Annotated in this window: 19 protein-coding genes; 12 read left to right on the forward strand and 7 right to left on the reverse strand. The window is 72.1% G+C overall.

Annotated features, from left to right (window positions below; genetic code table 11):
* The first annotated feature begins 110 nt into the window (after positions 1-110).
* Positions 111-1748, forward strand: coding sequence for a phosphohexomutase domain-containing protein (locus GTY56_RS36755; RefSeq protein ID WP_161369601.1), 1638 nt, complete (start codon positions 111-113; stop codon positions 1746-1748).
* Positions 1749-2073: 325 nt separating this feature from the next.
* Here the strand turns inward: GTY56_RS36755 and GTY56_RS36760 are convergent, their stop codons facing one another.
* The gene (locus GTY56_RS36760; protein WP_161369602.1) at positions 2074-2778 is read right to left on the reverse strand and encodes a PH domain-containing protein; all 705 of its coding nucleotides are present in this window, start codon (positions 2776-2778) and stop codon (positions 2074-2076) included.
* Between the two features lie 158 nt (positions 2779-2936).
* Between GTY56_RS36760 and deoC the strand changes: the two genes are divergently transcribed.
* The 3 genes from deoC to GTY56_RS36775 are packed head-to-tail and all read left to right on the forward strand — an operon-like array spanning position 2937 to position 6221.
* Positions 2937-3899: a deoxyribose-phosphate aldolase gene (gene deoC / locus GTY56_RS36765; RefSeq protein ID WP_161369638.1), complete on the forward strand. Its 963-nt coding sequence runs from the start codon at positions 2937-2939 to the stop codon at positions 3897-3899.
* Positions 3900-3904: 5 nt separating this feature from the next.
* Positions 3905-5341 carry an aldehyde dehydrogenase family protein gene (locus GTY56_RS36770; RefSeq protein WP_161369603.1) on the forward strand — a complete coding sequence of 479 codons (1437 nt, stop codon included), beginning with the start codon at positions 3905-3907 and terminating at the stop codon, positions 5339-5341.
* Complete coding sequence (locus tag GTY56_RS36775) at positions 5334-6221, forward strand: aldehyde dehydrogenase family protein (protein ID WP_161369604.1); 888 nt, start codon at positions 5334-5336, stop codon at positions 6219-6221. Before GTY56_RS36770 ends, GTY56_RS36775 begins: the two co-directional genes overlap by 8 nt.
* 85 nt (positions 6222-6306) lie before the next feature.
* On the opposite strand, the gene GTY56_RS36780 is transcribed toward GTY56_RS36775, so the two are convergent.
* A complete protein-coding gene (locus GTY56_RS36780; protein ID WP_237525198.1) occupies positions 6307-6819 on the reverse strand; it encodes a TetR/AcrR family transcriptional regulator C-terminal domain-containing protein in 513 nt (170 codons plus the stop codon).
* 61 nt (positions 6820-6880) lie between these two features.
* Between GTY56_RS36780 and GTY56_RS40985 the strand changes: the two genes are divergently transcribed.
* Positions 6881-7084, forward strand: coding sequence for a hypothetical protein (locus tag GTY56_RS40985; protein WP_237525199.1), 204 nt, complete (start codon positions 6881-6883; stop codon positions 7082-7084).
* A gap of 30 nt (positions 7085-7114) precedes the next feature.
* On the opposite strand, the gene GTY56_RS36790 is transcribed toward GTY56_RS40985, so the two are convergent.
* A complete protein-coding gene (locus GTY56_RS36790) occupies positions 7115-7522 on the reverse strand; it encodes a hypothetical protein (protein ID WP_161369605.1) in 408 nt (135 codons plus the stop codon).
* A gap of 56 nt (positions 7523-7578) precedes the next feature.
* Between GTY56_RS36790 and GTY56_RS36795 the strand changes: the two genes are divergently transcribed.
* On the forward strand, positions 7579-8283 hold the full coding sequence (locus GTY56_RS36795; protein WP_161369606.1) for a uridine kinase: 705 nt from the start codon (positions 7579-7581) through the stop codon (positions 8281-8283).
* A gap of 186 nt (positions 8284-8469) precedes the next feature.
* On the opposite strand, the gene GTY56_RS36800 is transcribed toward GTY56_RS36795, so the two are convergent.
* Positions 8470-9225 (reverse strand): SigE family RNA polymerase sigma factor, encoded by a 756-nt coding sequence (locus GTY56_RS36800; RefSeq protein WP_033311361.1) that lies wholly within the window; start codon positions 9223-9225, stop codon positions 8470-8472.
* 227 nt (positions 9226-9452) lie between these two features.
* On the opposite strand from GTY56_RS36800, the gene afsQ1 reads away from it, so the two are divergent.
* The 5 genes from afsQ1 to GTY56_RS36825 all read left to right on the forward strand — a co-directional run bounded on the left by afsQ1 (position 9453) and on the right by GTY56_RS36825 (position 13296).
* On the forward strand, positions 9453-10130 hold the full coding sequence (gene afsQ1 / locus GTY56_RS36805) for a two-component system response regulator AfsQ1 (protein WP_053675520.1): 678 nt from the start codon (positions 9453-9455) through the stop codon (positions 10128-10130).
* A complete protein-coding gene (locus GTY56_RS36810; protein WP_161369607.1) occupies positions 10127-11731 on the forward strand; it encodes an ATP-binding protein in 1605 nt (534 codons plus the stop codon). Before afsQ1 ends, GTY56_RS36810 begins: the two co-directional genes overlap by 4 nt.
* A complete protein-coding gene (locus tag GTY56_RS36815) occupies positions 11728-12348 on the forward strand; it encodes a hypothetical protein (protein WP_161369608.1) in 621 nt (206 codons plus the stop codon). The genes GTY56_RS36810 and GTY56_RS36815 overlap by 4 nt, the downstream gene beginning before the upstream one ends.
* An 85-nt stretch (positions 12349-12433) precedes the next feature.
* On the forward strand, positions 12434-13018 hold the full coding sequence (locus GTY56_RS36820; RefSeq protein WP_161369609.1) for a VanZ family protein: 585 nt from the start codon (positions 12434-12436) through the stop codon (positions 13016-13018).
* A 65-nt stretch (positions 13019-13083) separates the two neighbouring features.
* The gene (locus tag GTY56_RS36825; protein ID WP_161369610.1) at positions 13084-13296 is read left to right on the forward strand and encodes a PspC domain-containing protein; all 213 of its coding nucleotides are present in this window, start codon (positions 13084-13086) and stop codon (positions 13294-13296) included.
* An 82-nt stretch (positions 13297-13378) separates the two neighbouring features.
* On the opposite strand, the gene GTY56_RS36830 is transcribed toward GTY56_RS36825, so the two are convergent.
* Together GTY56_RS36830 and GTY56_RS36835 are read right to left on the reverse strand one after the other, a co-directional pair.
* Positions 13379-13732 (reverse strand): ATP-binding protein, encoded by a 354-nt coding sequence (locus GTY56_RS36830; protein WP_161369611.1) that lies wholly within the window; start codon positions 13730-13732, stop codon positions 13379-13381.
* A 141-nt stretch (positions 13733-13873) separates the two neighbouring features.
* Positions 13874-15031 carry an adenosine deaminase gene (locus tag GTY56_RS36835; RefSeq protein ID WP_161369612.1) on the reverse strand — a complete coding sequence of 386 codons (1158 nt, stop codon included), beginning with the start codon at positions 15029-15031 and terminating at the stop codon, positions 13874-13876.
* Positions 15032-15154: 123 nt separating this feature from the next.
* Between GTY56_RS36835 and GTY56_RS36840 the strand changes: the two genes are divergently transcribed.
* Entirely contained in the window at positions 15155-15913 is a 759-nt protein-coding gene (locus tag GTY56_RS36840) for an alpha/beta hydrolase family protein (protein ID WP_161369613.1), read from the forward strand.
* A 73-nt stretch (positions 15914-15986) separates the two neighbouring features.
* Here the strand turns inward: GTY56_RS36840 and GTY56_RS36845 are convergent, their stop codons facing one another.
* Entirely contained in the window at positions 15987-16949 is a 963-nt protein-coding gene (locus GTY56_RS36845; protein WP_161369614.1) for a LysR family transcriptional regulator, read from the reverse strand.
* Positions 16950-16989: the final 40 nt, after the last annotated feature.

The following is a 16989-nucleotide window of genomic DNA, read 5'->3' on the forward strand; positions in this document are numbered from 1 at the left end:
GGACGGACACCCCCCGGCGCGGCCCCGACCCACCACCCGGCGCAAGGCGAAGACGCGCACCCCCACCACCTCACAGACCCACACCACACCGGAGAGGCTGACACCACACCGTGCACGAAGAACTCATCGCACAGGCCCAGGCGTGGCTCACCGAGGACCCCGACGCGGAAACCCGCACCGAGCTCGCCCGCCTCATCGACGCCGAGGACCACACCGAGCTCGCCGCCCGGTTCAGTGGCACGCTCCAGTTCGGCACCGCCGGCCTCCGCGGCGAACTCGGCGCCGGCCCCATGCGCATGAACCGCTCGGTCGTCATCCGCGCCGCCGCCGGTCTCGCCGCCTACCTCAAGAAGCAGGGTCACGCCGACGGCCTCGTCGTCATCGGCTACGACGCCCGCCACAAGTCCCACGACTTCGCCCAGGACACCGCCGCCGTCATGACCGGCGCCGGCCTGCGCGCGGCCGTCCTCCCCCGCCCCCTTCCGACCCCCGTGCTCGCCTTCGCGACAAAGCACCTCGGCGCGGTCGCGGGCGTGGAGGTCACCGCCAGCCACAACCCGCCCCGCGACAACGGCTACAAGGTCTACCTCGGCGACGGCTCCCAGATCGTCCCCCCGGCGGACATCGACATCGCGGCGGAGATCGCCGCCGTCCCGTCCCTCACCACCGTCCGGCGGCCCACCGAAGGCTGGGACACCCTCGACGACAGCGTCCTCGACGCCTACCTCGCCCGCACGGACGCCGTCCTGTCCGAGGACTCCCCCCGCACCGCCCGCACGGTGTACACGGCGATGCACGGCGTCGGCAAGGACGTCCTCCTGGCCGCCTTCGCCCGCGCCGGCTTCCCGGCACCGGTCCTCGTGGCCGAGCAGGCGGACCCCGATCCGGAGTTCCCGACCGTCGCGTTCCCCAACCCGGAGGAACCCGGCGCGATGGACCTGGCCTTCGCGACGGCACGCGCCTGTGAGACCGCCCCGGACCTGATCATCGCCAACGACCCGGACGCGGACCGCTGCGCCGTCGCCGTCCAGGACGGCACCGACTGGCGCATGCTGCGCGGCGACGAGGTCGGCGCCCTGCTCGCCGCGCACCTGGTCCGCCGCGGAGCGACCGGCACCTTCGCGGAGTCGATCGTCTCGTCGTCGCTCCTCGGCCGGATCGCCGAGAAGGCGGGCCTGCCCCACGTCGAGACCCTCACCGGCTTCAAGTGGATCGCCCGCGCGGAGGGCCTGCGCTACGGCTACGAGGAGGCGCTCGGCTACTGCGTGGACCCGGACGGCGTACGCGACAAGGACGGCATCACGGCCGCGCTGCTGATCACGGAACTGGCCTCACAGCTCAAGGAGGAGGGGCGCACGCTCCTCGATCTGCTGGACGACCTGGCGGTGGAGCACGGCCTGCACGCGACGGACCAGCTCTCGGTCCGCGTCGAGGACCTCTCCCTCATCGCGGCCGCGATGCGGCGCCTGCGCGAGCAGCCCCCGACGGAGCTGGCGGGTCTGCCGATCACGCGTACCGACGATCTCACCCAGGGCACGGCGGAACTCCCGCCCACGGACGGTCTGCGCTACACCCTCGACGGCGCCCGGGTGATCGTCCGCCCGAGCGGCACGGAGCCCAAGCTGAAGTGCTACCTGGAGGTCGTGGTCCCGGTCGGGTCGCACGAGGAACTCCCGGAGGCCCGCTCGAAGGCGACGGCGCTGCTGGAGTCGATCAAGCGCGACCTGTCGACAGCGGCGGGCATCTGAGGCCGAGGGGCCCGCACCACCGCCCCCGCCGATGACCGAGGAACCCTTCCGGGCGGCCTCCCGCCGCTGCCGCTTGCCGAGAGGCGCCTGGGAGAGGTCCGCGGCGCGGGGCGCTGGACCTGAGGTTCCGTAGCCGTACCCGCGCTGCTCCGGCCGGTCCGCGCCGGTCCGCGCCGGCCCTCGGCCGGCTCGGTCGCCTCGGCGACGTCCTCCTCGTCCTGCCGGAGTCCAGGAAGCGGAAGGTGAAGAGGGGCCGGGCCTCACCCCCGGCCCCGCCCGAACCGGCCGGACCCTCAGCCCAACGCCACCCGGGCCGGCCGGACCCTCAGCCCAACGCCACCAGAATCAGCACCAGCACGCCGCCCGCGACCGCCGGCGCCAGCACCTCGTACGCCCAGCGCACCGTCACCTCGCCCCGCGCCGACTCCGCCTGCCGCCGCGCCTCGTGCAGCCCCCGCAGGTCGTCCATGATCCGGTCGGTCTCCGCCCGGACGGGCCCGTCCGACAGCGGCTCCCGGCTGAAGCCCTGCCGCAGCCCCTCGGTCGTGCCGAGCGCGCCGCCGCGGCTCTCGTCCCGCCCCATCTGCCGCCGCGCCTGCGCCGTAGCCCGCATCTCGCGCCGCGCGGCCTTCTTGCGCGCGCGCAGCGAGACCGGCACGGCCCACAGCTGGTACTTCGCACCGGACTCGGTGAGGACCTCGTTCGAGTAGGCGGAGCGCAGCGAGGCGATCTGCCCCCAGGGCACGACGACGATGCGGAAGGGGTTGCGGATCCGCAGCCGGTCGTCGCCGGCGTACACGGCCGGACGCAGGGTGAAGGCGACGACCAGCGGCACGACGAGGAGCAGCAGGGCGAGCGCGAGCCACGGCGTGCGTCCCTCCCCGGAGATCACCGCGTCGACGCCGAGCCATCCGGCGATGGCGAGCAGCAGCACGCCACCGGCGATGGCCGGGGCCGACCGGTACACCCGGTCCTTGGACTCGGGCTCCGCAGGCTGCGGGGTCGGCGACTGGGATTCGGGGCTCGTCATGTCTCGATTCTGCCGGACCGGTCCGCGCGTCCCTCATCCACGTCCCCCACGCCTGGGAGCGACCGGCGGTCCGACCCTCGGAGAAATGGCGGTCCGACCCCGGAGAAACCGGGGGGCTGTACAGCCGCTACGCGCGTAGATATGCTCGTCTGGTGACCATGCCCAGTTCTGCACTCACCGCAGCTCACCCCCTCAGGGACGTCGCCGCGTCCGACAGCGCGCTGCGCCGCTTCCTCCACGGGCTCCCCGGCGTCGACGCGGTCGGGCTCGAAGGCCGTGCGGCCTCGCTCGGCACCCGTTCGATCAAGACGACCGCCAAGGCGTACGCCATCGACCTCGCCATTTCGATGGTCGACCTGACGACGCTGGAAGGCGCGGACACCCCGGGCAAGGTCCGGGCGCTCGGCGCGAAGGCGGTCAAGCCCGACCCGACGGACCGTACGACGCCGTCCACGGCGGCGGTCTGCGTCTACCCCGACATGGTGGCCGTGGCCAAGGAGGCCGTCGCCGGCTCCGGCGTGAAGGTCGCCTCGGTGGCCACGGCGTTCCCGGCCGGCCGCGCCGCGCTGGACGTCAAGCTGGCCGACGTCCGTGACGCCGTCGCCGCGGGCGCCGACGAGATCGACATGGTCATCGACCGCGGGGCGTTCCTCTCGGGTCGATACTTGAAGGTGTACGACGAGATCACCGCCGTGAAGGAGGCCTGCGGGACATCGGCCCGCCTGAAGGTCATCTTCGAGACGGGCGAGCTCTCGACCTACGACAACATCCGCCGCGCGAGCTGGCTCGGGATGCTGGCGGGCGCGGACTTCATCAAGACCTCCACCGGCAAGGTCGCGGTGAACGCCACCCCCGCGAACACCCTCCTCATGCTGGAGGCCGTCCGCGACTTCCGCGCCCAGACCGGCATCCAGGTCGGCGTGAAGCCGGCCGGCGGCATCCGCACCTCCAAGGACGCCATCAAGTTCCTGGTGCTGGTCAACGAGACGGCGGGCGAGGACTGGCTGGACAGCCACTGGTTCCGCTTCGGCGCGTCCTCGCTGCTGAACGACCTGCTGATGCAGCGCCAGAAGCTGGCCACCGGCCGCTACTCCGGCCCCGACTACGTGACGGTGGACTGATCACCATGGCACCCGTATTCGAGTACGCCCCGGCCCCCGAGTCGCGCGCGATCGCCGACATCGCGCCCTCGTACGGCCTGTTCATCGACGGCGAGTTCGTCGAAGCGGCGGACGGCAAGGTCTTCAAGACCGTCTCCCCGTCCACCGAGGAGGTCCTCTCCGAGGTCGCCCGGGCCGGTTCCGAGGACGTCGACCGTGCGGTGAAGGCCGCGCGCCGGGCCTTCGAGAAGTGGTCGGCGCTGCCGGGCGCGGAGCGCGCGAAGTACCTCTTCCGGATCGCCCGCATCATCCAGGAGCGCTCCCGCGAGCTGGCCGTCCTCGAAACCCTGGACAACGGCAAGCCGATCAAGGAGACCCGCGACGCGGACCTTCCCCTGGTCGCCGCGCACTTCTTCTACTACGCGGGCTGGGCCGACAAGCTCGACCACGCCGGCTACGGGGCGAACCCCAGGCCGCTGGGCGTGGCGGGCCAGGTCATCCCCTGGAACTTCCCCCTCCTGATGCTGGCGTGGAAGATCGCACCGGCCCTCGCGACCGGCAACACGGTCGTCCTGAAGCCGGCCGAGACCACCCCGCTCTCGGCGCTGTTCTTCGCGGACATCTGCCGCCGGGCGGGCCTGCCCAAGGGCGTCGTCAACATCCTCCCGGGCTACGGCGACGCCGGTGCCGCGCTGGTGTCCCACCCGGACGTGAACAAGGTCGCCTTCACCGGCTCCACGGCCGTCGGCAAGGAGATCGCCCGCACGGTCGCCGGGACACGCAAGAAGGTCACACTGGAGCTGGGCGGCAAGGGCGCCAACATCGTCTTCGACGACGCACCCGTGGACCAGGCCGTCGAGGGCATCGTCAACGGCATCTTCTTCAACCAGGGCCAGGTCTGCTGTGCGGGCTCCCGCCTGCTGGTCCAGGAGTCGATCCAGGAAGAGCTGCTCGACTCCCTCAAGCGCCGGCTGTCGACGCTCCGCCTCGGCGACCCGCTCGACAAGAACACCGACATCGGCGCGATCAACTCCGAGGAGCAGCTCACGCGCATCACCTCGCTCGTCGAGCAGGGCGAGGCGGAGGGCGCCGAGCGCTGGTCCCCGGCGTGCGAACTGCCCGAGAGCGGCTACTGGTTCGCCCCGACGCTGTTCACGAACGTCACCCAGGCGCACACCGTCGCCCGGGACGAGATCTTCGGCCCGGTGCTGTCGGTGCTGACGTTCCGCACGCCGGACGAGGCGGTCGCCAAGGCCAACAACACGCCGTACGGCCTGTCCGCCGGCATCTGGACGGAGAAGGGCTCCCGCATCCTGGCGGTCGCGAACAAGCTCCGCGCGGGTGTCGTCTGGTCCAACACGTTCAACAAGTTCGACCCGACGTCGCCGTTCGGCGGCTACAAGGAGTCGGGCTTCGGCCGCGAGGGCGGCCGCCACGGCCTGGAGGCGTACCTCGATGTCTGACACGCGACTCAGTGTCCTCAAGACCTACAAGCTGTACGTGGGCGGCAAGTTCCCGCGTTCCGAGAGCGGCCGGGTGTACGAGGTGACCGACTCGAAGGGCAAGTGGCTGGCGAACGCGCCGCTGTCGTCCCGCAAGGACGCCCGGGACGCCGTCGTCGCGGCGCGCAAGGCGTTCGGCGGCTGGTCCGGGGCGACGGCGTACAACCGCGGTCAGGTGCTCTACCGCGTCGCCGAGATGCTGGAGGGCCGCCGCGACCAGTTCACCCGTGAGGTGGCCGACGCGGAGGGCCTGTCGAAGTCCAAGGCCGCGGCGGTCGTGGACGCGACGATCGACCGCTGGGTCTGGTACGCGGGCTGGACCGACAAGATCGCCCAGGTGGTCGGCGGGGGCAACCCGGTCGCGGGCCCGTTCTTCAACCTGTCCTCCCCCGAGCCGACGGGCGTGGTCGCCGTCCTGGCACCCCAGGAGTCCTCCTTCCTGGGCCTGGTGTCGGTGCTCGCCCCGGTGATCGCGACGGGCAACACGGCGATCGTGGTGGCCAGCGAGAACGCCCCGCTGCCCGCCCTGTCCCTCGCCGAGGTCCTGGCCACCTCGGACGTCCCCGGCGGCGTGGTCAACGTCCTGTCGGGCCGTACGGCGGAGATCGCGGCCCCGCTCGCCGCCCACCAGGACGTCAACGCGATCGACCTGGCGGGCGCCGACGAGACCCTGGCGAAGGAACTGGAGATCGCCGCGGCCGACAACCTCAAGCGGGTTCTCCGTCCACAGCCTGTGGATTACACGGAGACGCCCGGCATCGACCGCATGACGGCGTTCCTGGAGACCAAGACGGTCTGGCACCCCACGGGCTCGCTGGGCGCGTCGGGTTCGTCGTACTGAGCCGGTCGTACCGGGCCACCCCTCACAGCCGAAGCCCCGGCCCTCCTCCGTCCGGGAGGGCCGGGGCTTCTCCGCGTCCCGCCCCTCAGATCCCGAGCCGCTGCCCGATGCCGTCGAGCACGCAGTCGAGGCCGAACTCGAACTCCCAGGCACGGTCGTCCTTGCGGGTCGCGCCGAGGGCGTACCGCTCGAAGGCCGGGTAGCGGCCCGTGCCCACCAGGTGGCGCATCTGCGGGGCGAGCGCCTCGCGGGTCTCGTCGCCGCTGGCCCAGCCGTGGCGCTCCTGGTAGTCGCGCAGGCCGATCTCGCTCTGGGCCGAACCGGGCACGAAGGAGGTGACGGCCCGGAAGGCGGCCATCACCGAGTCGGCGTCCAGACCGCAGACGGCGAGCGCGGCCAGTTGCCGGTCCGCCACGGCCAGCCGTGACGGCGTGAGCTGGATGACGGGGGTGGGCATGGCCGCCATCCACGGGTGGGCGAGCATCAGCTCCCTGGTCTGCAGGGCGTAGGAACGCAGCACCTCCCGCCAGTCCTTCGCGCCCTGCGGGACGGCCAGGTGGGGGGGGAGAGGCGGCACCCAGACGCTGCTGCGCACCATCGGCGGCTCCCTGAGCGTCGCCGTCCTCGGCTCCGTCCACACCAGCCGGCTCACGGCTGCGGTGACGGACCGGCTCGGCGCCGAGGGCGGGCGGCTCACCGAAGGGGAGCTGACGCCCACGCTGGTGCGGGACCTGCCGGAGCCGGCCCGGGAGGCGTTCCGGACCGGTGTGGTGAACGGCCTGCACCGTGTGGTGAAGGCCTGCACGGTGTGGCGCTCGGCACGGCCGCGCTGTGCGCCGCGGCTTTCGCGGTGGCATGGCTGATCCGGGAGGTCCCGCTGCGAGGCCGGTGAGCTACTGCTGCGCCAGCAGCCCGGCCACCTGCCCCACCACCGGCACGCTCCCGATCGACTGCGCCTGCGCCACCGGCCCCGTGAGGGCCTGGGACGTCATGGGCTTGAAGTCGGCGAGGTCGGTGCCGATGCCGTTGTCGAGCGGGTCGACTCCGGTGCCGGCGAGCGGGTTGGGCTTGAGGCCGGCCACGGGACCGGTGACGTAGCCGACGGTGCCGGTCGCGGCCTGGAGGCCGGACTCCGGGTCGATCTTGCCGAGGGAGGTGGGGCGGGTGTTGACCACGCCCAGGATCGAGGTCGTGTCCGCCGCGGCCGACGCCGTACCCGCCCCCAGTGCCACGCCCGCGGTGGCGAGGACGGCCAGGGCACGCTGGGCGGCCGGCTTCTTGGGAGAGTCGTGTCGGGCCATGACTGCCACCTTCTGATGCACTGGGTAATCGTGTCGGGACCGAGGGTAGTTGAGGTGTGACGCGCGCATCAAAGGCGACCCGCGGGGTCGTACGGCCCCCGGTGGATGCCTCACACTGGTGTCCCGTGAGTTCTCCACTGTCCCTATCGACGCGAGTCGTGCTGCTCTGCGGCCCTTCCGGCTCCGGCAAGTCCCTCCTCGCGGCCCGCTCCGGCCTCCCGGTGCTGCGGCTCGACGACTTCTACAAGGAGGGCGACGACCCGACGCTGCCGCTCGTGCCGGAGAGCTCCGACATCGACTGGGACCATCCGGACTCGTGGGACGCGGACACGGCCGTCGCCGCGATCACCCGGCTGTGCCGCACGGGCCGTACGGACGTTCCCGTCTACGACCTCTCGCTCAGCGCCCGCACCGGCGCCGAGACGGTCGACATCGGGCGGACCCCGCTGTTCATCGCGGAGGGCATCTTCGCTGCGGAGATCGTCACGCGCTGCCGTGAACTCGGCGTCCTGGCCGACGCGCTGTGCCTGAGCCGCGGACCGGTGAAGACGTTCCGCCGCCGCTTCCTGCGGGATCTGAGGGAGGGCCGCAAGTCGGTGCCGTTCCTGCTGCGCCGCGGCTGGCGCCTGATGCGCGAGGAGCGCACGATCGTCGCCCGCCAGACGGCACTGGGCGCGCACGCCTGCGACCGCGACGAGGCGATGGGCCGGCTGGCCGCGGCGGCGGCCGGCGGGTGCGCGAGCCTCCGTACGGCGGCCTAGCCGGCGGCCCGGCCCCAGAGGGCCGGTGCACAAAGGAAAGCGGGACTGGACGGACCCCCCGGCCCTCCAGTCCCGCTCCTGTGCTCCCCCGTGGTCCTCCCCCGAGTCCCCACTCTCCCGCGAGGACGCCCCCCGGCGTCCGTACGGTTCCCCCGTGGGCCCCCTTGTGGTGCTCCCCCCCGACCTTCAGGCGACGAGCTCGCCGAAGGCGTCCTCCTCGTCACGGCCGAAGCTGAGGACCTCGTCCTCGCGCAGCCGGCGGAGCGACCGCCAGATGCTGGACTTCACCGTGCCGACACTGATGTCGAGGATCTCCGCGATCTCCGGGTCCGTGCGGCCCTCGTAGTAGCGCAGGACCAGCATGGTGCGCTGGAGTTCGGGCAGCCGGGCCAGCGCCTGCCACAGGACGGCGCGCAGCTCGGTGCCGCGCATCGCGTCCGTGTCGCCGGGCGTCTCCGGCAGTTCCTCGGTCGGGTACTCGTTGAGCTTGCGGCGCCGCCAGGCGCTGATGTGCAGGTTGGTCATGGTGCGGCGCAGGTATCCGCCGACCGCGGCCTTGTCGCTGATCCGGTCCCACGCCCGGTAGGTCGAGAACAGCGCGCTCTGCAGCAGGTCCTCGGCCTCGAAGCGGTCGCCGGTGAGGTGGTAGGCGGTTGCGTACAGGGAGGCACGGCGCTCCTGGACGTAGGCGGTGAACTCCGCCTCCGTCAGCGAACGACGCTCCCCCGAGCCCTCCCCGTACGCGGCTCCCCCGTGAGCCGCCCCCGTCCCCTTGCTCTCCCCCGTGGATGCGTCAACCACCGTCATGAACGCGGTGTGCTGACGCCCGGCGCCGCGAGCGCACCCCCGCCCGCTCACGGCACCGGACTTCTCGGAACCCCTGTGCACGTCGTGCAGACGCGTGACAACTGCGCTGGTGCTGATGCCGTGCAGCGTGTTCATCTCGCGCCCCCCGTCGTGGACTTCCGGTGTGCGGCCCGCCTGTTGGGGCGGGCTTCCTTGCCTGTGCCGAAAAGCTTGCCGCGGCACTTTCATGGCCGTGTCCGCCGACTGTCACAGACCTGTCACAGGGGTCGGGCCCAGGCCGGGCACCCGCGTCGGAGGTATCGGCGGCACCGAGTGGGGCCCACCGGTCGAACCCCGACCCCTCCATGGGCCAGAATGAGCGCGTGCCTTCCCTGTTGCTGATCGAGGACGACGACGCCATCCGGACGGCCCTGGAGCTCTCACTGACGCGCCAGGGTCACCGCGTGGCGACCGCTGCCAGCGGTGAGGACGGTCTGAAGCTGCTCCGTGAGCAGCGGCCGGATCTGATCGTGCTGGACGTGATGCTGCCCGGCATCGACGGGTTCGAGGTGTGCCGGCGCATCCGGCGCACCGACCAGTTGCCGATCATCCTGCTGACCGCGCGCAGCGACGACATCGACGTGGTGGTCGGGCTGGAGTCCGGCGCCGACGACTACGTCGTCAAACCGGTGCAGGGCCGGGTGCTGGACGCCCGGATCCGGGCCGTGCTGCGGCGCGGCGAGCGGGAGTCGAACGACGCGGCGAGCTTCGGCAGCCTCGTCATCGACCGCTCGGCGATGACCGTGACGAAGAACGGCGAGGACCTCCAGCTGACGCCGACCGAGCTGCGGCTGCTGCTGGAGCTGAGCCGGCGGCCGGGCCAGGCGCTGTCCCGGCAGCAGCTGCTGCGGCTGGTGTGGGAGCACGACTACCTGGGCGACTCGCGGCTCGTGGACGCGTGTGTCCAGCGGCTGCGCGCCAAGGTCGAGGACGTGCCGTCGTCCCCGACGCTCATCCGTACCGTGCGGGGTGTCGGCTACCGGCTGGACGCGCCTCAGTGACCCAGGCGCACCAAGGGGGGGCCCGCGGCTGGACCGGGGCGCGCAAGGGAGTTCTGTCGCGGCTGCGCTTCACCAGCCTGCGGCTGCGGCTGGTCGTCGTCTTCGGCCTGGTGGCCCTGACGGCCGCCGTGTCCGCGTCCGCGATCGCGTACTGGCTCAACCGCGAGGCCGTGCTCACCCGCACCCAGGACGCCGTGCTGCGCGACTTCGAGCAGGAGATGCAGAACCGGGCGGCCGCGCTGCCCGAGCGTCCGACGCAGGACGAGTTGCAGCACACCGCCGGCCAGATGGCGGGCAGCGACCAGCGCTTCAGTGTGCTGCTGGTCGGCCGCGACACCGCGGGCCGGACCGTGTACGGCAGCTCCGGTGGCCTGAGCGGCTTCTCTCTGCGCGACGTGCCGGTCTCGCTGCGCACGGCCGTGAACAAGGCGCAGAAGGTCGACGGCGGCAACAAGCAGCCGTACCACCTGTACTGGCAGCGGATAGTCGACCACGACACGCCCTACCTGGTGGCCGGTACGCGCGTGATCGGCGGCGGGCCGACCGGTTACATGCTCAAGTCGCTGGAGCCGGAGGCGAAGGACCTCAACTCGCTGGCCTGGTCGCTGGGTATCGCCACGGGCCTCGCCCTGATCGGCTCGGCACTGCTCGCGCAGGCCGCGGCGACGACGGTGCTGAAGCCGGTGCAGCGGCTCGGGGCGGCCGCGCTGCGGCTCGGCGAGGGCAAGCTGGACACCCGGCTGCGCGTGTCCGGGACCGATGAACTCGCCGATCTGTCCCGGACGTTCAACAACGCGGCCGAGGCGCTGGAGAAGCGGGTCGCCGACATGGCCGCCCGGGACGAGGCGTCCCGGCGGTTCGTCGCCGACATGAGTCATGAGCTGCGCACGCCGCTCACCGCCATCACCGCCGTCACGGAGGTGCTGGAGGAGGAGCTGGAGGCGGAGACCGGCAGCATGGACCCGATGATCGAGCCCGCCGTCCGGCTGGTGGTCAGCGAGACGCGGCGGCTGAACGACCTGGTCGAGAACCTGATGGAGGTCACCCGGTTCGACGCGGGCACCGCCCGGCTCGTGCTGGACGACGTCGACATCGCCGATCAGATCACCGCCTGCATCGACGCCCGCGCCTGGCTGGACGCGGTCGAGCTGGACGCCGAGCGCGGTCTGCACGCCCGGCTGGATCCGCGCCGCCTGGACGTCATCCTGGCCAACCTGATCGGCAACGCGCTCAAGCACGGTGGCTCCCCGGTGCGGGTGTCGGTGCGGGAGGCGGACGACTCGATCGTCATCGAGGTGCAGGACCACGGGCCCGGCATCCCCGAGGACGTCCTGCCGCACGTCTTCGACCGCTTCTACAAGGCCAGCGCCTCCCGGCCGCGTTCCGAGGGCAGCGGCCTGGGTCTGTCCATCGCGCTGGAGAACGCCCACATCCACGGCGGCGAGATCACCGCGGCCAACTCGCCCGACTCCGGCGCGGTGTTCACCCTGCGGCTCCCGCGCGGCACGTCCCCCGCGGAGGAGCAGCCCGCCGAGGACGGTCTGACGCCCGGGAGCGACACCGACCGGCCCCAGGGCGAGGCCCCGAAGGGGGACGCATGATGACCGCCCGTCTCGCGGCCGTGCCCCGTGTGCTGGCCGTTCCGGCGCTCGCCGTGCTGCTGGCCGGCTGCGGGATCCGGGCCACGGAGGTGCCGACGAATTTCGGGCCCGCGCCCTCGCGGGTGCAGTGCTCGCTCTCCGAGCCGGACGTCTCGACGCAGGCGGCCCGGGGGCTGCCGGTGCAGGTGTTCCTGCTGTGCGGGTCCGCGCTGGTGACGGTCGACCGGGCCGTGCGGGTCCCGGACGGCGCGGCCGACTCCGAGCGGCGCCTGCTCGTCGCGCAGGGCCTGCTGGACCAGCTCGCCACACCGCCGTCGGCCGCCGAGAAGGAAGCCGGCTACAGCACGGACGTGCGCGACGGCATCACCGTGGGCGGGCCGCGCCCCGGCGACCCGGAGGACACGCTGCGGCTGAGCACGGCACCGGCCGGACTCACCTCGTACGCCCTGGCACAGATCGTCTGCACCTTCTCCGACTCGGCGGCGGCCGAGGGGGACGGCTCGGTGGTCCTGGGCGGGCCCGGCGCCGAGGAGCCGCGCCGCTACGAGTGCACGGACGAGGTGCGGGCCCGGCCGGGCAGCACGGAACCGCCGTCGAAGGGCGTGGCCGGGGAGTGACCCGGACGGGTTGTGGCGCATGCCTCACAGGTCTGCCGGGGCCCCTCCCGGAACCGATCCCGCCGGAGGGCGCGTCTAGGGGGGCGTGCAGCGTCAAGGCTCCATCGGCGGCAGCGCCGCGTTCCGCATCCGTGTGACAGGAGGTGTCCTCCTCGTCGCCCACCTCGCGTTCGTCGCCTGGTTCACGCTGCGGCCGCTGGACGTGCCCTGGGTGATGCCGGCCAATCTGCGGCCGTTCGCCGGTATCCGGGCCGATCTCGCCCTGGGCTGGCCCGCGGCGGCCCGCCACATCGGTGAGAAGCTGGCGCTGCTCGCCCCGCTGGGTGTGCTGCTGCCGATGGTGAGCGGCAGGCTGGCCGTCTCGCCGCTGGCGTCCCTGCTGCGCACCGTCGCGGCCGGTGCCCTGCTGTCGTGGGGCATCGAACTGCTGCAGACCGGTGTGCCCGGTCAGGTCGTCGATGTCGACTCGCTGTTCCTGAACACCGTGGGCGTGGCCCTCGCGCATCTCGCGGTGGTCCCGGCGGGCCGCTCCTGGCTGCGCCGCCGTACCGCCGCCCGCGTGCTGCGTGCGCCCCTCCCCCCGGAGGAGCCGGCTCAGGGTCGGACCCCGACGATTCCCAGGGTCGGGATCGCCCCGTGGAGCGACGCTTTGCCCCCTTCGTCTCCGTAGCGTGGAGTGCGGATGGGGTACTCGGACGGGAGGCCCCAAGCACACCGACGTTGAAGGAGTCGCACATGTCCCGCCTCGCCCGCCCCACCCACGGCCGCATGATCGGCGGAGTGTGCGCCGCGCTGGCACGGCGCTTCGGCACCTCCGCGACGACGATGCGCACGATCTTCCTCGTCTCGTGCCTGCTGCCCGGCCCGCAGTTCCTGCTGTACATCGCGCTGTGGATCGTGCTGCCCTCGGAGGACAAGGTGCACGGCAAGACCCGCGCGGCCTGGTGAACTCCCGGATGCGAGAACGCCGATGGGGCGCACCCCGTGCGGGTGCGCCCCATCGGCGGGTGTGTCCGCCTCGGCGGGTGGGTCAGCCGACCGGCACGCCGTTCACCGGCAGGCCGTGCGTGGGCATGCCCTGCACCGGGAGCCCGCCCAGCAGCTTGGCGGCCGGGCCCGTCGGGCCGTTGGCGAGGACCTGCTCGGCGACCGGCTGGGCGGCGGCCAGGCCGGCGCCGGCCGCCGTCTGCCCCTGACCCAGCGCCTCACCCGAGCCCGGCAGCGTCTGGGAGAGCTGCTCCGCCGGAAGCGCCGTGGTGACGGTCTCCAGCGTCTGGGCGGTGTCCGGGAGGGCCGGGGCGGCGTTGGCGGCGCCCGCACCGGCGGCGGCGAAAGCGGCACCGAGAGCGGCGACACCGAGGGACTTGGCAGCAGACTGCTTCATGAAAGGCGTCCTCGTAACGGGATGACGGGGTGGGTGAGCGGTCCAGCGACCGTAAACACCCGGCGCCACCCGCCGCAAACATCGAAATGCGGACGGATTGTGAACGCCGTCCGCATCCGCCGTCCGCCGAATACGCCGAGATCAGCCCTCGGAATCGACAGAACCGCTGGTGGAAGCGGTCTGACGGAACAGCCATTCGGATTTCAGCTCGGCATATCCGGGCTTGATGACGTCATTGATCATGGCCAGTCGTTCATCGAAAGGAATGAACGCTGATTTCATCGCATTGACGGAGAACCACTGCATGTCGTCGAGCGTGTATCCGAATGCCTCGACGAGGTGCTCGAATTCCCGGCTCATGCTGGTGTGGGACATCAGACGGTTGTCCGTGTTGACCGTGGCGCGGAAGTGCAGCCTGCGCAGCAGCCCGATGGGGTGCTCGGCGTACGAGGCGGCGGCCCCGGTCTGGAGGTTGGAGCTCGGGCACAGCTCCAGCGGGATGCGCTTGTCCCGGACGTAGGAGGCGAGCCGCCCCAGCTCGACCCGGCCGTCCTCGTGGACCTGGATGTCGTCGATGATCCGCACGCCGTGCCCCAGCCGGTCGGCGCCGCACCACTGGAGGGCCTGCCAGATGGAGGGCAGCCCGAAGGCCTCCCCGGCGTGGATGGTGAAGTGGTTGTTCTCGCGCTTCAGGTACTCGAAGGCGTCGAGGTGCCGGGTGGGCGGGTAGCCGGCCTCGGCACCGGCGATGTCGAAGCCGACGACGCCCAGATCGCGGTGACGGTTGGCGAGTTCGGCGATCTCCAGGGCGCGGGCCGCGTGCCGCATGGCGGTGAGCAGCGCGCCGACGCGGATGCGCTGTCCGTTCCCGCGTGCGCGCCGCTCCCCTTCCCGGAAGCCCTCGTTGACGGCCTCGACGACCTCTTCGAGGCTGAGGCCGCCTTCCAGGTGCTGCTCGGGGGCGTAGCGCACTTCGGCGTAGACGACGCCGTCGGCGGCCAGGTCCTCGGCGCACTCGGCAGCGACCCGGACCAGGGCGTCACGGGTCTGCATGACGGCGACGGTGTGGGAGAACGTCTCCAGGTACCGCTCCAGGGAACCGGAGTCGGCGGCCTCGCGGAACCACACGCCGAGCTTCTCGGGGTCGGTGTCGGGGAGCCGGGTGTAGGCGTTCTCGCGGGCGAGGTCGACGATGGTGCCGGGGCGCAGACCGCCGTCGAGGTGGTCGTGCAGCAGAACCTTGGGCGCCCGGCGGATCTGGTCCGTTGTCGGGGTGTTCGCGGTGGTCTGGCTCGTCATTTCCGCACTCTAACTCCTACGCGCGTAGAGGGCGCGGCCCCGGCGGCTTTACTTTTTCGTCGATACGTAACGGTGACCCCGAGGACGGGTCGTGTACACCCGCGCTTCTGACACTGTTCTGTCATGGCACACCAAGCGACGCCGGTTCGCAGGGCCCGGCTGGGCAGGGCACTCGGTCCGCAGCCGACGGCGGTGAGCGGCGCGGTGCTGCTGCTCCCCGGCGGCGACGAGGTCTCCGCCCGCAGACCGTCGACCGTGCTGGCGACCGCCTCCATGCGCGCCGTCGGGCGACGACTGGCCCGCGCGGGCCGGAACGAGGGTCTCGCGGCGCACGTGGTGCACTACCGCTACCGCGGCTGGAACGGCAGCGAGGCCCGTCTCGCGCAGGACGCCACCTGGGCGGCCGACGAGATCGTACGGCGCTACGGGGACGTCCCGGTCTGCCTCGTGGGTCTCGGGATGGGCGGCCGGGCGGGGCTGCGGGCGGGCGGCCACGACGCCGTCAACTCCGTGCTGGCGCTGGCCCCCTGGCTGCCGGAGGAGGACGTCGCGGCGCCACCCGAACCGGTGAAGCAGTTGGTCGGACGCCAGGTGCTGATCGTGCACGGCACGAACGACGGGCGGACGGATCCCGAGCTGTCGTTCCGCCTGGCGGCGCGGGCGAAGAAGGCGAACCGGGACGTGTGCCGGTTCGAAGTGCACGCGGACGGGCACGGGTTGCATCAGTACCGGGACGAAGTGCTGGCGCTGGCGGAGGACTTCGTGATGGGGGCGCTGTTCGGGCGGGTGGTGTCGCGGCCCGTGCGGGACGCGTTCGCCGCGCCGCCGCCACTGGGGTTGCGGATGCCGCTCGCTGCGGGGTTCAGTCCTTCTCGGCGGTAGCGCCGTTTGAGGTGCCCGTAGTTTTCGGGGTGCGGGTCTGTGGTGGGTTGCTCGCGCAGTTCCCCGCGCCCCTTCAGGTTGGCAACAGGCTGCCCCTTCTTGAGAGCAGGAACTTCTTGAAGGCCGCCACCGGGGGTGTGTCCGGGCGGCCCTCCAGCCAGGCGACTCCGATTTCCCGGGCTGCCCTGGGGGCCGTGACCGTCAGTTCCACCACTCCCGGGCGCGGGACGGCCGGTGGAGGCAGGAGGGCGACTCCCAGGCCCGCCGCCACCAAGCCCCTCAGTGTTTCCGCCTCTTCGCCCTCGAAGGCGATGCGGGGCTTGAAGCCGGCCTCCTTGCAGAGGTCGTCGGTGATGCGGCGCAGGCCGTAGCCGGGTTCCAGGGTGACGAAGGTTTCGTCCGCGGCCTCGGCGAGGCGGATGCGGCGGCGGCCTGCCAGGGAGTGGTCCGCGGGGACGACCAGGCGCAGCTTCTGCTCGTCCAGGCGGCGGGCCACCAGGTCGGGGGCGTCCGGCACAGGGGACGTCAGGCACAGGTCGAGCTCGCCGGCGCGCAGGCGTTCCAGCATGGCCTCGCCGTAGTTCTGGACGAGGCTGAAGCGGACGCGCGGGTGGTCGGCGCGGAAGGCGTGCAGGAGGCCCGGGACGGTCTCGGCGCCCATGGTGTGCAGGAAGCCGAAGGCGACCTTGCCGGTGGTCGGGTCGGCGTCGGCGCGCACCTCCTCGGCGGCGCGCTCGACCTCGGCCAGGGCGCGTTCGACGGAGGTGAGGAAGGTGCGGCCGGCCGGGGTGAGGGAGACCGTGCGGCCGTGCCGGGCGAACAGGTCGACGCCCAGGTCCTGCTCCAGACGGGCCATGGACCGCGACAGGGTCGACTGCGGGACGTTCATCTCCTGGGCGGCGCGGGTGACGTGCTCGGTGCGCGCGACGCCCGCGAAGTAGGCGAGGCGCGGTGCCAGCAGCTTCGACATCTCTGCCATGTCTTCTGTGTCACTGCTGGGTGACAGGCGGGGCTGTGAGCTCTGTTGATGCACCATGGGAACGATTATGACCGTTCCATGCATTGGACGGATGAGT

This window comes from Streptomyces sp. SID5643 (genome assembly GCF_009872555.1).
Taxonomy (GTDB): Bacteria; Actinomycetota; Actinomycetes; order Streptomycetales; family Streptomycetaceae; genus Streptomyces; species Streptomyces iakyrus.

Bases quoted from the DNA above. Each gene is read 5' to 3' on its own strand.
- GTY56_RS36760 (WP_161369602.1), bottom strand. From the start codon at position 2,778: ATGACGAGCCCCGAATCCCAGTCGCCGACCCCGCAGCCTGCGGAGCCC.
- deoC (WP_161369638.1), top strand. From the start codon at position 2,937: ATGCCCAGTTCTGCACTCACCGCAGCTCACCCCCTCAGGGACGTCGCC.
- GTY56_RS36770 (WP_161369603.1), top strand. From the start codon at position 3,905: ATGGCACCCGTATTCGAGTACGCCCCGGCCCCCGAGTCGCGCGCGATC.
- GTY56_RS36775 (WP_161369604.1), top strand. From the start codon at position 5,334: ATGTCTGACACGCGACTCAGTGTCCTCAAGACCTACAAGCTGTACGTG.
- GTY56_RS36780 (WP_237525198.1), bottom strand. From the start codon at position 6,819: ATGGTGCGCAGCAGCGTCTGGGTGCCGCCTCTCCCCCCCCACCTGGCC.
- GTY56_RS36790 (WP_161369605.1), bottom strand. From the start codon at position 7,522: ATGGCCCGACACGACTCTCCCAAGAAGCCGGCCGCCCAGCGTGCCCTG.
- GTY56_RS36800 (WP_033311361.1), bottom strand. From the start codon at position 9,225: ATGAACACGCTGCACGGCATCAGCACCAGCGCAGTTGTCACGCGTCTG.
- GTY56_RS36815 (WP_161369608.1), top strand. From the start codon at position 11,728: ATGATGACCGCCCGTCTCGCGGCCGTGCCCCGTGTGCTGGCCGTTCCG.
- GTY56_RS36825 (WP_161369610.1), top strand. From the start codon at position 13,084: ATGTCCCGCCTCGCCCGCCCCACCCACGGCCGCATGATCGGCGGAGTG.
- GTY56_RS36830 (WP_161369611.1), bottom strand. From the start codon at position 13,732: ATGAAGCAGTCTGCTGCCAAGTCCCTCGGTGTCGCCGCTCTCGGTGCC.
- GTY56_RS36835 (WP_161369612.1), bottom strand. From the start codon at position 15,031: ATGACGAGCCAGACCACCGCGAACACCCCGACAACGGACCAGATCCGC.
- GTY56_RS36840 (WP_161369613.1), top strand. From the start codon at position 15,155: ATGGCACACCAAGCGACGCCGGTTCGCAGGGCCCGGCTGGGCAGGGCA.
- GTY56_RS36845 (WP_161369614.1), bottom strand. From the start codon at position 16,949: ATGGTGCATCAACAGAGCTCACAGCCCCGCCTGTCACCCAGCAGTGAC.